The organism is Variimorphobacter sp. HTMS_6, from assembly GCF_059717775.1.
The window spans coordinates 386,940-401,907 of the sequence record NZ_AP046094.1 but is presented as its reverse complement, the minus strand read 5'-3'; the positions used below and the strand labels follow the sequence as shown (position 1 = coordinate 401,907).

Here is a 14,968-nt window from a genome sequence, read left to right as displayed (position 1 = left end):
GTTACATTCATGTAATTGTAAATTGTAAATACAACCTTCATAACAAGAGTTACGGAGATATGAGAGGCATCAAACATTCACTTAAAATTTAATCAACATTATTTCTACTATATTTACAATCTACTTTGTTTCCATTCGTAATTTGCCAAATCATGATTTACTGCTGACTGACAGCTATTATGTACCGATGAAGGAGCATTGAATAACATACTTATTATATATCCTTTCACATTAGGCTTGTGTGATGTATTATCATTAAACGAATCTAATAAATATTCAATACTAATATGATCATTTCTTAGAATTTTCCTCCTAGCAAAGTCGTATGGATATTCCACCCCTTCAATCTTTATTACGTCCCTCTTGAAAGTAACAAACTCTGCCATTATATCAACTATTTCATTTAACTGCGCTATATCTCCACCTTTCAATTTTAGCAAAAAATCTTCATACAATATATTTTTCTTGATCTGCTTTAAGTTTTTTTCATATAGCTCAATGCCGTTAATCTCATTCGCTTCATTACCATTTATTGATTGTTTGATATGATCAGTATCGCTAAGATCAGTAAGATTACCTTCAGTATTATTAGTCCCCCCTATTGCACAGTTCTTAACTTGCTCATTAATGCTGTTCTTAATCTGCTTCTTCGTGCAGTTCTTGTCCTGCACGGATATGCAGCCATTGAGCTGTATATCTTTATTTTCTTCAATCTCATTCATAACGCTTCCTTCAGATTGATTAATTTCTTCAGTATTTGCATAGAAAGAATAATCTTTATCAATTCTAAAACTTTTTACATAAATTAGATTAGGCTTGCCTAGTCCCTGTTGCTTTTTCTCTATTAAACCAATGCCTTTTTTTGTATCAAGTTGTCCCATCAATTTAATAGCTTTTCGCTCTCCACAATTCATAGTTTCCATTACTTCTGCAATTGTATAAATGATATAAACTCGGTTAGTTTTATCTACCCATTGATTTTTAATTGATAGTGACATTCTGTCCAATAAAATACTATACAGAATTTTGGCATCACTTGAAAGCTCACTAAAATATTCATCTGTAAGCAGTAGCTTAGGTACCTTAAAAAAACTAAATTGTTCTGCTTCAGATCCATAAAAGTAATTTAATATAACTTTTTCATTCATTATTTAGCCCTCCCAAAAGGTTTTCATGACTCCATTTTTCTAGAAGCTGAACGATAATATCTTCTATTTCCTTTATAGTATAATTATCATCAAAATATTTCGTGAAGGTGTCATTTGAAATAGTAAGTTTGATATCTTTCACTTTATTCTCTTTCAAAATAGAAATAATCAGATCTTGATTAAGCTTTCCCTCTTCACTAGATTTTTTGATTTTAATTGATTGTTTGTTGGATGGATATATTTTAGTCTCATAAATTGCATTTAAAATCCATGTTTGTTGCATCTCATCCAAGTATGATATATTTACAGCAGGAATAAAACCGATTAACTTTTTATCAACCATAAGTAATAAATCAGGAAGAAGATTTGTAAGACGGATATACCGTTGTACCTGCCTTCCGCTTTCATTATTACCTTCACCAATTATATCTGCAGTAAATTTACCCTTACTTCCTTGATGCTTAATGGCATCAAATTTAAGTTTATATGCATAGGCTTTCTCACTAAATAAAAGATGCTCTCTCTGAATATTTGCATCAACCATTGTTATTATTGCTTCATCATCCGTTAATTCTTTTATAATAACTGGCATAGTTTCTTTACCAGCTGATTTACATGCATACTTTCTCCTATGTCCAGATACTATTTCATAACCGCCTTCATTTCTTTTCCTAACGATTCCCGGCACAAGAACTCCACATTCTTTAATACTTTCAATCATTTGTGACATCTCATAGTCGTTTATGATTTGAAATGGATGATTTGTAAATGAATATAGTTCTGCCAATGGAACATCAATAATTTTTTCATCTTGCTCCATGCTTTCACCAAAAAGATCATTATAGCCAGCAATTTTGATTTTACCTGCACTATGCTTACTCATTTTTTAATACCTCCTCTACAAGACTTATATAAGAATTCGAGGCTTTTCCCTTTGGATCATGGTCATATATACTCTTACCTTCAGCACTGCACTCAGCCACTCTCACAGACAACGGTATATTTTGATTAAATATTTTAATTTTTTCCCCATAACCCTCTTTTAAAAGCGTAACAATGTCTTTTGCAAAATTAGTTCTTTGATCCATCATTGTAATTAAGATCCCTTCTATATTTAATTTGGGGTTGATTTGTTTCTTAACCTTTCCTATTGTATGTATTAACTGTTGAAGTCCTTTTATGGGCAAGTAGGCAGCTTGAACAGGTATTAGAACACTATCAGCACAAGCTAATGCATTAATCGAGATCATACCCAAGGCAGGCATACAGTCAATAATGATGTAATCGTATTGCCTATTAACAATATTAATATATTCTTTTAAGATCATTTCACGTCTCATTACATTTACAATTGATATTTCTACTCCAGCCAGCTCTATATTGGCTGGTAGAAGATCAACATTGTTTTTATAATGTAAAATACCGTCCAAAGGCATAATCTCTTTATCATTGATTATATTGCCCATTACAGTAGAAATTGTAACTTTTATATCATCTGGCCTGTCAAATCCTAAACATGCTGTTAAACTACCTTGTGGATCCGCATCAATTATCAAAACTTTATATCCTTTATCAGCTAACCCAATGCCTAAGTTCACGCAAGTTGTGGTTTTGCCAACCCCTCCTTTTTGGTTTGCTACTGCAATTACTTTACTCATACTTTAACTCCTCCTTTATGAATTCTCCAAATACATAAAAACCATTTTCTATGCATTCATTTATCTTAAGCAATTTTTCTTCAGCGCTCCCTATGCTGTCCATAATATAGTCACGTTGTATCTCCAAATCTAAAAACATAAAATATTCAATACAAAGATCAATTTCGAATGTATCAATCTCTGTTGTCTCAAAAACGTATACTTCTTTTTTACACTCTTTACATAATGCCTTTTCATAACATTCGATATCGCTTTTGTCATATTTGTCTACATCAAGTTCAAGAAAAATATCTTCACTTTCAATTTTCATACCACAAATACTACACACTCTCATCTTTTATTCCTCCTATTAATTTTGTACATTGCATTTTAAAAGTAGCAAGTTTGACCACTATTTAGTTAAAGGGCAGAATACATCTGAAAATTCGTCAACAAAAAAAGACCAACCAGTAATTCTTTAGCTTATAAAAATCTGACTAAAAGTTTTACTAGTTGATCTTTCTGAAATTGTAATTATTGAAGTTATCCGGTTTGTCTGCCAATGGCATCCAACCGCCAAAAAATTGGGAAGCGAATTGCTTCGCTTCCCAATTGAACATTCTATTACTAAAAAGTAATAATTAAGACTATATCTTTCCAACCATTCACTTTTCTGGTCTCCGGATGGTACTTCCTGTACTCTGACAGGTAGTCCTTTCGAATCACGAAAGTGCCCAGTTTTAGGGGCTTTTCAGCCTTTATAGCCTCAACTCCTCTAGTTGTTGAGTACAGCCTGTGCTGCTGCTAATCTAGCGATCGGCACACGGAAAGGTGAACAAGATACATAGTTCAAACCAATCTTGTGGCAGAATTCAACTGTGGAAGGATCTCCACCGTGCTCACCACAGATACCAAGCTTGATGTTAGGTCTTGTAGCACGACCTTTTTCGGAAGCCATTTTAACTAACTGGCCAACGCCGTCCTGATCAAGTCTTGCGAATGGATCGGACTCATAAATCTTGCCCTTGTAGTATGCATCTAAGAACTTACCAGCGTCATCACGGGAGAAACCGAATGTCATCTGTGTTAAGTCGTTTGTACCGAAGGAGAAGAATTCAGCTTCTTCAGCGATCTCATCAGCAAGTAATGCTGCACGAGGGATCTCGATCATTGTACCAACATGGTATTCGATGTCAGAGTTTAATTCTTTCTTCACTAATTCTGCTGTTTCAACAACAACATCTTTAACGAATTTTAACTCTCTCTTCTCGCCTACTAATGGAATCATGATCTCAGGTACGATATTGAAGCCTTTTTCTTTCTTTACTTCGATAGCTGCTTCCATAACTGCTCTGGTCTGCATTTTAGCAATCTCAGGGTATGTTACGGCAAGACGGCAACCTCTGTGACCCATCATAGGGTTGAACTCATGTAAGGAATCACATACTGCATTTACTTCTGCAACGGTAAGACCCATATCTGCTGCTAATGCTGCGATATCATCTGCTTCTGTAGGAACGAATTCATGAAGCGGAGGATCGAGGAAACGGATAGTAACCGGTCTTCCTTCCATTACTTCGTAAAGTCCCTTGAAGTCACCCTTCTGGAAAGGAATTAACTCATTAAGAGCTTCTTCTCTAGCTTCAACAGTCTTAGAAAGGATCATCTTTCTAATCTTGTGGATTCTCTCACCTTCGAAGAACATATGCTCTGTACGGCAAAGGCCGATACCTTCAGCACCAAACTTAACAGCGTTAGCTGCATCTGCAGGTGTATCAGCATTTGTTCTTACTTTTAATGTTCTGATTTCATCAGCCCATTTCATGATTCTATCAAAGTTACCACTGATGGAAGCTTCTACAGTAGCGATGTCGCCGATGTAGATGTTACCTGTGGAACCATCTAAGGAGATGTAATCTCCTTCTTTCACTGTATTACCAGCGATTGTGAAGAATTTTTCTTCTTCGTTGATAACGATCTCGCCACATCCAGATACACAAGCAGTACCCATACCACGAGCAACAACTGCTGCATGAGATGTCATACCACCACGTACTGTTAAGATACCTTCAGCTGCATGCATACCTTCGATATCTTCTGGAGATGTCTCAAGACGAACAAGGATAACTCTTTCGCCAGCATCATGATGAGATTTTGCTTCTTCAGCGGTGAAGTAAACTTTACCAGCTGCTGCACCAGGAGATGCAGGAAGAGCGCTACCAACAGGCTTAGCTGCTTTTAATGCTGCTGCATCAAACTGAGGATGTAATAACTGATCTAAGGATTTTGCTTCAATTCTCTTGATAGCATCTTCCTTAGTAATCTTTCCTTCATCAACTAAATCACAAGCGATCTGAAGAGCAGCAGGAGCTGTTCTCTTACCGTTACGTGTCTGTAAGAAGTAAAGAGTCTTATCTTCGATTGTGAATTCCATGTCCTGCATATCTCTGTAGTGATTCTCAAGAAGAGTAGCAATTCTCATGAATTCAGCATATGCTTCAGGCATATCCTCTTCTAATCTGGAGATAGGAAGTGGAGTTCTGATACCAGCAACAACGTCTTCACCCTGAGCATTGATTAAGTATTCACCATAGATCTTAGCTTCACCAGTGGAAGGGTTACGTGTAAATGCAACACCAGTACCGGATGTATCACCCATGTTACCGAATACCATTGCTTGAATGTTAACTGCAGTACCCCAATCGCCAGGGATATCGTTCATTCTTCTGTAGTAGATAGCACGAGGATTGTCCCATGAACGGAAAACTGCTGTGATCGCTTCGATTAACTGATCTGCAGGATTCTGAGGGAAATCAGTACCTTTTTCTGTCTTATATAATGCTTTGAAACCAGCGATAACTTCTTTTAAGTCATCAGCAGAAAGCTCTGTGTCATAGTGAACACCCTTCGCTTCTTTGATTTCGTCTAAAACTCTTTCGAATTTGGACTTTGGAATTTCCATAACAACGTCAGAAAACATCTGGATAAATCTTCTGTAAGAGTCATATGCAAATCTAGCATTGCCAGTTTTCTTTACGAAGCCTTCAACAGCAACATCTGTTAAACCTAAGTTAAGAATTGTATCCATCATACCAGGCATGGAAGCTCTAGCACCGGAACGTACTGATACAAGTAAAGGATTCTCAGTATCACCGAATTTCTTGCCCTGTTGTTCCTCAAGTAATTTTAAAGCATCAAAAATCTGTGCTTTAATCTCGTCTGTGATCTTCTTGCCGCTATTGTAGTAGTCTGTACAAGCTTCTGTTGTTACAATAAAACCTTGAGGAATTGGAAGACCTAAGTTAGTCATTTCTGCTAAGTTAGCGCCTTTACCACCAAGAAGGTTTTTCATATCAGCCTTACCTTCTTTAAACAAATATACCCATTTTGCCATTTGTAAGTGCCCTCCTAAAATAATTATATATTATAATTTGTTATAGTATTATCACTGATTAGGATGTCTAAAATACTTTGAAAATATTATGTCTGCATTAATGTGTTATAAGTAACGAAGTTGTTATTCCGATTCCAAATACTGTTATCACAAGTTTGGTTGCAAAGCAATATTCTTTTCAAAAATTCACTGCACATTCTGACACAATTCTCTTTTAAAGTACCTTAGATACCCTAACCATCAAATAGGTGGCAAAAGTACTATGAAAACACAACGCAAATACTTCATTGTGTTTGCGTAATACTTTTATCACCCATAGGATAATAGCATATAACATATTACAACTCGATTTTGTAAAACTATAACATGGAATCACCCAATTATTAGGTTTATCCCAAAGCGAATGAACCTATGCCCGAGGTCACAGATTACACGCTGCGCTTATTGTACCATAATTTGATATGGTTAGGAAAGTCTTTTTTTCTAAAATTTAAACTTATTCTCAAAATATGTCTTAAGATCTTCAACCTTAACTCTTTCCTGTTGCATTGTATCTCTATCACGAACGGTTACTGCACCGTCAGTTTCGGAATCAAAATCATAAGTGATACAGAATGGTGTACCAATTTCATCCTGTCTACGGTATCTCTTACCGATATTACCTCTATCATCAAATTCACAGTTATAAGTCTTGCATAACTCAGAGAATATCTTCTCTGCAGGATCTGTTAACTTCTTTGATAATGGAAGAACGCCAATCTTAACCGGTGCGATTGCCGGATGGAAATGAAGTACGGTACGAACATCACCTTCTGCAATTTCCTCTTCATCATAAGCTGCGCATAAGAAAGCTAATGTAACACGATCAGCACCAAGAGAAGGTTCGATAACATAAGGAATATATCTTTCCTTTTTCTCATCATCGAAGTAGCTCATATCTTCCTTGGATACATCCTGATGTTGAGTCAAGTCATAATTGGTACGATCTGCAATACCCCAAAGCTCACCCCAACCGAACGGGAATAAGAACTCTATATCAGTGGTTGCTTTACTATAGAAGGAAAGTTCCTCTGCTTCATGGTCACGAATTCTCATCTCTTCATCCTTCAAACCAAGGTTCTTTAACCAATCAATGCAGAATTGTCTCCAGTATGCAAACCATTCAAGGTCTGTATCCGGTTCGCAGAAGAATTCTAATTCCATCTGTTCGAATTCTCTGGTACGGAATGTGAAGTTACCTGGTGTAATCTCATTACGGAAGGACTTACCAATCTGGCCAATACCAAATGGAATCTTCTTACGAGAGGTTCTTTGAACATTCTTGAAGTTAACGAAGATACCCTGTGCTGTCTCCGGTCTTAAATAAACCACGTTCTTTGCATCCTCTGTTACACCCTGGAAGGTTTTGAACATTAGATTAAACTGACGAATATCGGTAAAGTTATGTTTCCCGCAAGTTGGACATGCAATATTATGTTCGTCAATGTATTTTTTCATGTCATCATGGGACCAGGCGTCAACGCTGCCTTCCACTGTGATGCCTTTTTCCATATTATAATCTTCGATAATCTTGTCCGCACGAAAACGCTCATGACATTCTTTACAATCCATCAGAGGATCGGAGAAACCGCCCAAATGTCCGGATGCAACCCAAGTCTGTGGATTCATCAGTATCGCACAGTCAACACCTACGTTATAAGGGTTTTCCTGAATGAATTTAGCCCACCATGCTTTTTTCACATTGTTCTTTAGTTCTACACCAAGATTACCGTAATCCCATGTATTTGCAAGCCCACCGTAGATCTCAGATCCCGGATATACAAAGCCTCTTGCCTTTGCTAATGCTACAATTTTCTCCATTGTCTTTTCCATGTAAATCAACCTCACATTTATCTGTATTATTTTAATGTTAATGATTCATTAATTGTTTAATTTGTAATCAAACACTGAATCAGATAGCCTTGTTAAGGCTTGAACACAACTACTGTCATGCCTTCCGAAGCACTTTTTACTTCATTTCCATCTATTTTCTTCGCATTCTCAGAATAAAATTTCACCTTACCGCTAACAACAATATGAATGGGCTCATTTACTACTAATACCCTGTAATCTGTATTATTAATTATTTCGGAAGTCGATTTTGTTTCGTTCTTGCTCGCACTTACTAACTTATCCGGAAGCTCAACGGATACATCCTTCGATCCTCCATGAAAATATGCAGCCAACACGCTGTTGAAATTGGAATAATCCTTCATTCCTGCATAGGACAGCAACATCACTACACACTTCTTGCCGTCAATTTCCTTTTCATTAATCTTATCAACCTTAATATTCTCAGCCTTTGCTTTGTCATTATAGGAATCCACTTCCTTGCCGATAAAATCATTTAATTCATTTAAATCATAATAATTCTTATCAAAATTCTCCACTGATGCAACCTGCAAGCTACCGTTTGCTCTTGCTAACAATGTACTCTCTGTAACATCATTCGCATTAATATATTTTGCTTTTTTTGCACACCCGGTTGCTCCAAGGATTAGCAAAAAAATTATCATAGTATAAGTAATTCTTTTCATAAAATCCTCCGTTCTGCCGATGCTTCATCTTACGAGACAACAGCATTTATTAGATATTTCATACCGAATCATATAAAACGGGTCAAACTGCCCCCTAAATTACAATTCGGACTTCTACCATTTTAACCTTTATATGCAAGAATTTCAACCATAATTTATAAATTTATATATCAGAAATCATATCCAAGGATTTGAATTCACGCTCTACATAACACTTCAAATAACTCTTCATACAACGTACAAGTTCACCTAAAACTTCCTCGGATACTTTAAATGTATATAGTTTCTCAATCTCTGAAGATATTATGTATTGCATTGTGTAAAGTGTTGATGTTTGGATTCGAATTACATTCTTGTCAAAGACCTTGCAGGCATCACATAATATTCCACCGCCTCCAACACTAAAGTAATAATGTTGCATGCTATTACTGCTCATCGCATCGGTATGGCTTTTCTCACATTTCACACACCCAAATACATAGGGTGCTTCACCATTTAGTGCCATGATTTTCAGTTCAAATATTGCACGGATCAGAGGTACATTAAGTGTCTCCTTTGTTAAGGCTCTCAGCGTCTGGTATAAAAGTTTTAAGATGTTGGTCTCATCATTATTTTCCTTCGTCAGATAATCTACGAATTCGCAAAAATAGAATCCATAGCAGAGACGATCAAAATCCTCTCTTAACTCACCAAAATAATTGGATATCTCCGCTGACATAACATTATAGGAAGTTCTACCTCCGTATAAAGTGAATTTGCCAAAGGAAAAAGGTTGACTGCATGCCAAAAAGGCGCTATTAGGTCTACGGGCGCCTTTGGCAAATGCGGATATTTTTCCGAATTCTTTTGTTAATATTACAAGCCGTTTGTCATAATCACCAACCGGCATGGCCGATAGAACCATCCCTGTTACTATTGTTGATACCGGCAATCATTCCACCTTCTTTATTTTTTCCAACGCTCTTCTTGGAAACATCTCTTCGTTGTACTATTTCTTCACCAAATTCTTCCTGAGTACAAGCAATATAATTTAAGTAATCATTAATCTTTCCTGTTCTAGCAAAGCTACTCCAGTAATCATAATTCTTCATAAATGAGCCCCCTAACTTATGACTTATGTTTTTGTTATAACATCATTTGTTATAGTATTAGGTTTCCCATTTTGTGACTTGTTAAACTAGTCAGAAGCTACCATTTAAAATTTTTGTTACTCATCCCTATTATATCCAAAATTCTTCATAAGGAAATCACTGTCTCTCCAATCTTTCTTCACCTTGACCCAAAGTTGAAGATTTACCTTACAATCCAGCAGATTTTCGATTTCTTTGCGTGCCTGCGTACCGATTAGTTTCAGCTTGCTGCCGCTCTTGCCGATTATAATACCCTTATGAGAATCTCGTTCGCACACAATGGTAGCATCGATATCTATCATACCCTGACCAAAGCCATTGGTAGGTCTTTCCTTCATTCGTTCAATACTGACTGCAATTCCGTGAGGAATCTCATCATCCAGCAGTCTAAGTGCCTTCTCTCTTACCAACTCCGCCACAATCTGTCGCTCCGGCTGATCCGTTACTGTATCTTCATCATAATACATTGGACCTTCCGGCAAATATTTATAGATTACATCTAATAATGTCTTTGTATTTTCTCCCTTGAGAGCAGATACCGGAATAATCTCTGCAAAGTTCACTTTATCTTTATAGGCAGCAATAAAGGCTAGGATTTCTTCCTTTTTAACGGTATCGATTTTATTAATTACAAGAATAACGGGAGTTTTCATGTTGTTCAATTGCTCGGCGATATGCTGCTCACCTGCACCGATAAAGGTGGATGGCTCCACCAGCCACAGAACAAGATCCACACCACTCATGGTTCGCTCCGCGATATTCACCATGTATTCACCCAACTTATTCTTTGCCTTATGGATTCCCGGTGTATCCAGGAATATAATCTGTCCTCGTTCATCCGTATATACGGTTTGAATACGATTTCTTGTTGTTTGTGGTTTATCGGAGGTTATCGCTATCTTCTGTCCGATTAACTGATTCATCAGAGTTGATTTTCCTACGTTCGGTCTTCCGATTAATGTCGCAAACCCTGATTTATATTTCGTGTCTTTCATTCTTTTTCTTATCCTCTCAAGCTTTCCTTCTATCGATATCTTCTCAAGCATATCTTTGACTATCCTATGGAGAATATATCATAATCCAATAATCCTGTTTCTTATATATATTTATCATTTGTAAATTTATCTATTGCATAAATTTATATTGTATAAATCTATATTTTATATTCTTATCATTTGTATCCAATCACTCAAGCTTTTATATTAAACTCTTTATCTCCTTGAACATATCCTTATTCTCCGTAATTCTGCTTTCATTACCGATTACACAGATGTTGTCAGCATCAAGGAAGGCCTGAATAACGGTATGCAATGCCCGTATATCCTCAATCGTTACATTAAGAACCTCATCTCGTTCCTTTTGTAAGTCCTCCATTGTTAATCCCGCTATATACATACTCAGAGAACGCTTTCCCTGCGCCTGCGGTGTTAACGGTGTATCCAGTGTACTAAAGGTTCCGATAATATACTTCGTAATATCTCTCTCATCAGCTGTAAAATTCTTCACATACTCCGGAGCTTTCTCATAGATATTATTGGTATCTCTCAGATTCGGATCACGATAGGATGTAAAATAAGCATCTCCATCCACGCCGGAGAAGCCGCACATACAGCCATAAGCACCACCCTTAACACGTACATTATTCCAGAGGTAGTCGTAACTTAAGATCGTCTTCAGTACTTTTAGTGCACCGGTGTATTTTAATCCTGCCTTTAAGAAATTACCTGCTCTTGCAACATACTGTACCTGCATTGCAGTCTTGAAGCCTTCATTTAAGCAAACTGGTTGTAATGATGAGGTATCATAACTCTCATATAATTTACTATCTGCTTTTAATGTCAGCTTGCCGGTGAATTCCGGTAGCTTATCCGCAAAACGTTGGTATCCTTCATCATCTGCAGTGATACTAATCATCAAATTACTCTTCGTAAATATCATCTGCATCAATTCTTTTAATTTTGTAATCGTATCTTCTGCTTTGGAAGCAAAATTATCTGCCAGTTCTTCCATGAATTTATAAAATGTAATTCCTGTTGTGGTCTCCTTGAATAATCCGTGCACCGAATAATAGGACATTGCACGATCCACTGCAACGGAATGACCAGCTGAGTTAAAATGCATCTGAAGTTTTGATTTCACTTCATCTACGATTTCCTTCAAACGTTTGGTATCCTCTAGCTTAGTCTGATATACCATCTCTTCAATCAAACGGAAGGCTTCTGTTAATTTATCATATAGTACCTTGGTCGTAAACTCGAATACCGGATAAAAATTCTCCGAGCTACCCTTCACGGAAAAACTAAGAACATTCGTTGATATTCCACCGGTATAGATATTTACTTCATTGGAAAGATCCAAATATTTATGATTATTTGTATCAACATATCCAAGGACAAAGGATAGGAGTGATGCATATGGAAGCAGCTCCTTCGGAACCTCCTTCACATTGAATAGTAGTCTCAGATAAGCAATTTTATTCGTATATACATTGTGGCGTATGACTTTGATTCCATCAACATTTAACTCCTCATTAAAGATAGGACGTACCTTCTTCTCAATATCTTCTCGAGTAAGAAGTGGAATCATCTCCAGTTCCTCCTTGGTAGACGGAATCTCCTGATACTCTCTTAAGTTCTTTGTATCATTTATGATTGTGTGAATTTCCTCCGGTGATAGAATAGCCTTGTAGGAAGCAAGCTTTTCCTTCAACTGCTCCTCCTTCTCACTACCAAGACCCATCTTCGGCTTTAAGATCACCATGGAGCTGTGAGAGTTATTAAGAAGGAAATCTTTGATACACTTCTCATAATACCCTGTTCCAATCTTATCCTTTAAAAATGCATATCCTGTGGAATCCTTCAGGTGAAGGAACGGTTTTTTATCATCATGAAGCCATCCGCTCATCGCACGAAGGCCATAGAGCAAGCCCTTCGGGAATTGTCCGTAATCTGCTTCTCGGTATTTAAATTCATAAAAATTAATTGCAGCACGAAGGGATTTTTCATCAATGCCTTCTTCTACCAGCTTTGATAATGTATCCTTCACTAATCCGAGCATCTGATTCTTTTTGTCTTCATCTGAATTCTTCGCTATAATTGTAAATGTTGTTTGAAGAATTTCATCTTCATACCCACCCAAAATATCTTTACCGATTCCAGCATCCAGTAAGGCCTGTTTAATCGGTGCTCCTGGAGCCTGCAATAACACATAATCAAGAATCTGGAAGGTCAGACTCAGTTCCTTATCCAAAGAGCTGCCAACCACTGCATTTAAACTGAGATACGTATTATCATTCAGAGATTCATTCTCGCTTAGCGAATAATACGTTTCCATTTCTCTGATCGCATCAAAGCCTTTTTGAAGCTTCACTTCAGAATCAACCGGATGATGGTCATATTGATTTAAATATTCCTTATCCAGCCAATCCAGTCTTTCCTCAAAATCCATATCTCCGTACAGATAGATATAGCTGTTGGACGGATGATAGTAGGTTTTATGAAAATCAATAAATTCCTGATAAGAAAGCTCTGGAATATGATCCGGGTCACCACCGGATTCCACCCCATAGGCGGTGTCCGGGAATAAGGAATTTTGAATCAATCGATACAGTTGAGATTCCGGTGAAGAGAATGCTCCCTTCATCTCATTGTAAACAACACCGTTATATTTTAATTCCGACTGCTCATCCTCCAGTTCATAATGCCATCCCTCTTGCTGGAAGATTTCCTTTCTCTGATAAATATTCGGATACAATACCGCATCCATATAAACATGCATAAGGTTCTTAAAGTCCTGATCATTCATGCTCGCAACCGGATATACAGTTTTGTCCGGATAGGTCATTGCATTCAAAAAGGTATTCAACGAGCCCTTCGCAAGCTCTACGAATGGATCCTTTGCAGGAAAATTCTTCGAACCACATAATACAGAGTGTTCAATAATATGTGCCACGCCCGTACTATTGGTCGGCGGGGTACGAAAGCCGATTGAAAAAACTTTATTATTATCATCATTCGCTACAATTGCAATTCTGGCTCCGGTTTTCTTGTGTTTCAGTACAGTACCGACTCCGTTCACATCTTCCAATTTCTCTTCAAATACGTATTCATAAGCGGAAGGAATTCCACATTTCATAAAGTCAACCTCCATTATCTTTCCTATCATTCAAGCAGTTTTTTACTGCGTAACTTCTATTCTTAAGTATGGTAATTTGTAGTATATGCTTATTCATAATAACATAAAAATATCTTCTTGTCATTTGATACCTGTGAAATAATTACCATTACATCATATTAATACAAGTTTGAATTATGTTTTTCAATAATTCACCATTAGCATGCAATGCCTACACTTTGTGTTAGTTTGTGCCGATGATTTTGCTAAAACAAATAATTCACTAGAAATAATCTTATATTACCATAATGCACTGTTTGGATATCTTCCAACCTGTGTGTGAAGCTAATTGTAATCTTCTGTATCTACCCTTAGTGTTAGTTTGTGCCGAGGATTTCGCAGGCACAAACTTAGAAGCGTGAATTATGCTTTCCAATAATTCACCATTAGCATGTGTTTGTTTACTACAAATCATTCTCATCGGTTATATTCATTGTAGAAATAAACCAAAAGTTATAATTCATTCAACAGAATCTCAACAAAATACAACAAAAAAGTTTGACTTTTTACTAATTTTATGTTAAATTTATACCAACATTACTAATATATGTAATGCAATTTCAAACAAGCTTTAGGAGGATTTTATGAAAACCGGAACAGTGAAATGGTTTAACGCGAAAAAAGGATTTGGATTTATTTCTGACGAAGCAGGAAACGACGTATTTGTTCATTTTTCAGCTCTTCAGATGGATGGATTTAAGGTTCTCGAAGAAGGAGACAAAGTTGAGTTCGAAGTAGTAGATGGCGACAAAGGCCCTCAGGCTGCTAATGTATACAGACTGTAATCGAAGCATTCGATAGGTAATATTTCGATTAAGATAACTTACGCTGTTACAACAATTAATCAAATCAATAATTTAGGCTTGAGAAACTTATCGTTCCTCAAGCCTTTTTAATTGATTAAACTTGT

12 protein-coding genes are annotated in these 14,968 nt (G+C 36.7%); 1 reads left to right on the top strand and 11 read right to left on the bottom strand.

From position 1 onward, the window contains the following. Positions 1-113: 113 nt before the first annotated feature. The 11 genes from AC6IWN_RS01790 to AC6IWN_RS01740 form a co-directional block, all read right to left on the bottom strand. Positions 114-1,148: a replication initiator protein A gene (locus AC6IWN_RS01790; RefSeq protein ID WP_497990476.1), complete on the bottom strand. Its 1,035-nt coding sequence runs from the start codon at positions 1,146-1,148 to the stop codon at positions 114-116. Further along, complete coding sequence (locus AC6IWN_RS01785; RefSeq protein ID WP_497990474.1) at positions 1,141-2,031, bottom strand: ParB/RepB/Spo0J family partition protein; 891 nt, start codon at positions 2,029-2,031, stop codon at positions 1,141-1,143. Before AC6IWN_RS01785 ends, AC6IWN_RS01790 begins: the two co-directional genes overlap by 8 nt. Then, positions 2,024-2,806, bottom strand: coding sequence for a ParA family protein (locus tag AC6IWN_RS01780; RefSeq protein ID WP_497990472.1), 783 nt, complete (start codon positions 2,804-2,806; stop codon positions 2,024-2,026). The genes AC6IWN_RS01785 and AC6IWN_RS01780 overlap by 8 nt, the downstream gene beginning before the upstream one ends. Further along, positions 2,799-3,140, bottom strand: a complete 342-nt coding sequence (locus AC6IWN_RS01775) for a hypothetical protein (protein ID WP_497990470.1) — start codon at positions 3,138-3,140, stop codon at positions 2,799-2,801. The genes AC6IWN_RS01780 and AC6IWN_RS01775 overlap by 8 nt, the downstream gene beginning before the upstream one ends. 420 nt (positions 3,141-3,560) lie before the next feature. Continuing rightward, positions 3,561-6,179 (bottom strand): pyruvate, phosphate dikinase, encoded by a 2,619-nt coding sequence (ppdK, locus tag AC6IWN_RS01770; RefSeq protein WP_497990468.1) that lies wholly within the window; start codon positions 6,177-6,179, stop codon positions 3,561-3,563. A 483-nt stretch (positions 6,180-6,662) separates the two neighbouring features. Further along, the gene (locus tag AC6IWN_RS01765; RefSeq protein WP_497990466.1) at positions 6,663-8,051 is read right to left on the bottom strand and encodes a glycine--tRNA ligase; all 1,389 of its coding nucleotides are present in this window, start codon (positions 8,049-8,051) and stop codon (positions 6,663-6,665) included. 92 nt (positions 8,052-8,143) lie between these two features. Next, complete coding sequence (locus tag AC6IWN_RS01760) at positions 8,144-8,755, bottom strand: hypothetical protein (protein WP_497990465.1); 612 nt, start codon at positions 8,753-8,755, stop codon at positions 8,144-8,146. Positions 8,756-8,918: 163 nt separating this feature from the next. Next, the gene (recO, locus tag AC6IWN_RS01755; protein WP_497990463.1) at positions 8,919-9,686 is read right to left on the bottom strand and encodes a DNA repair protein RecO; all 768 of its coding nucleotides are present in this window, start codon (positions 9,684-9,686) and stop codon (positions 8,919-8,921) included. Beyond that, positions 9,631-9,846, bottom strand: coding sequence for a hypothetical protein (locus AC6IWN_RS01750; protein ID WP_497990462.1), 216 nt, complete (start codon positions 9,844-9,846; stop codon positions 9,631-9,633). Before AC6IWN_RS01750 ends, recO begins: the two co-directional genes overlap by 56 nt. A gap of 116 nt (positions 9,847-9,962) precedes the next feature. Continuing rightward, on the bottom strand, positions 9,963-10,880 hold the full coding sequence (era, locus tag AC6IWN_RS01745; RefSeq protein ID WP_497992157.1) for a GTPase Era: 918 nt from the start codon (positions 10,878-10,880) through the stop codon (positions 9,963-9,965). 202 nt (positions 10,881-11,082) lie between these two features. Continuing rightward, positions 11,083-14,019 (bottom strand): insulinase family protein, encoded by a 2,937-nt coding sequence (locus tag AC6IWN_RS01740; RefSeq protein ID WP_497990460.1) that lies wholly within the window; start codon positions 14,017-14,019, stop codon positions 11,083-11,085. Positions 14,020-14,642: 623 nt separating this feature from the next. Here AC6IWN_RS01740 and AC6IWN_RS01735 point away from each other — a divergent pair. Then, on the top strand, positions 14,643-14,843 hold the full coding sequence (locus tag AC6IWN_RS01735) for a cold-shock protein (protein ID WP_497990458.1): 201 nt from the start codon (positions 14,643-14,645) through the stop codon (positions 14,841-14,843). Positions 14,844-14,968 lie beyond the last annotated feature (125 nt).

Bases quoted from the DNA above. Each gene is read 5' to 3' on its own strand.
- AC6IWN_RS01790 (WP_497990476.1), bottom strand. From the start codon at position 1,148: ATGAATGAAAAAGTTATATTAAATTACTTTTATGGATCTGAAGCAGAA.
- AC6IWN_RS01785 (WP_497990474.1), bottom strand. From the start codon at position 2,031: ATGAGTAAGCATAGTGCAGGTAAAATCAAAATTGCTGGCTATAATGAT.
- AC6IWN_RS01780 (WP_497990472.1), bottom strand. From the start codon at position 2,806: ATGAGTAAAGTAATTGCAGTAGCAAACCAAAAAGGAGGGGTTGGCAAA.
- AC6IWN_RS01775 (WP_497990470.1), bottom strand. From the start codon at position 3,140: ATGAGAGTGTGTAGTATTTGTGGTATGAAAATTGAAAGTGAAGATATT.
- ppdK (WP_497990468.1), bottom strand. From the start codon at position 6,179: ATGGCAAAATGGGTATATTTGTTTAAAGAAGGTAAGGCTGATATGAAA.
- AC6IWN_RS01765 (WP_497990466.1), bottom strand. From the start codon at position 8,051: ATGGAAAAGACAATGGAGAAAATTGTAGCATTAGCAAAGGCAAGAGGC.
- AC6IWN_RS01760 (WP_497990465.1), bottom strand. From the start codon at position 8,755: ATGAAAAGAATTACTTATACTATGATAATTTTTTTGCTAATCCTTGGA.
- AC6IWN_RS01750 (WP_497990462.1), bottom strand. From the start codon at position 9,846: ATGAAGAATTATGATTACTGGAGTAGCTTTGCTAGAACAGGAAAGATT.
- era (WP_497992157.1), bottom strand. From the start codon at position 10,880: ATGAAAGACACGAAATATAAATCAGGGTTTGCGACATTAATCGGAAGA.
- AC6IWN_RS01740 (WP_497990460.1), bottom strand. From the start codon at position 14,019: ATGAAATGTGGAATTCCTTCCGCTTATGAATACGTATTTGAAGAGAAA.
- AC6IWN_RS01735 (WP_497990458.1), top strand. From the start codon at position 14,643: ATGAAAACCGGAACAGTGAAATGGTTTAACGCGAAAAAAGGATTTGGA.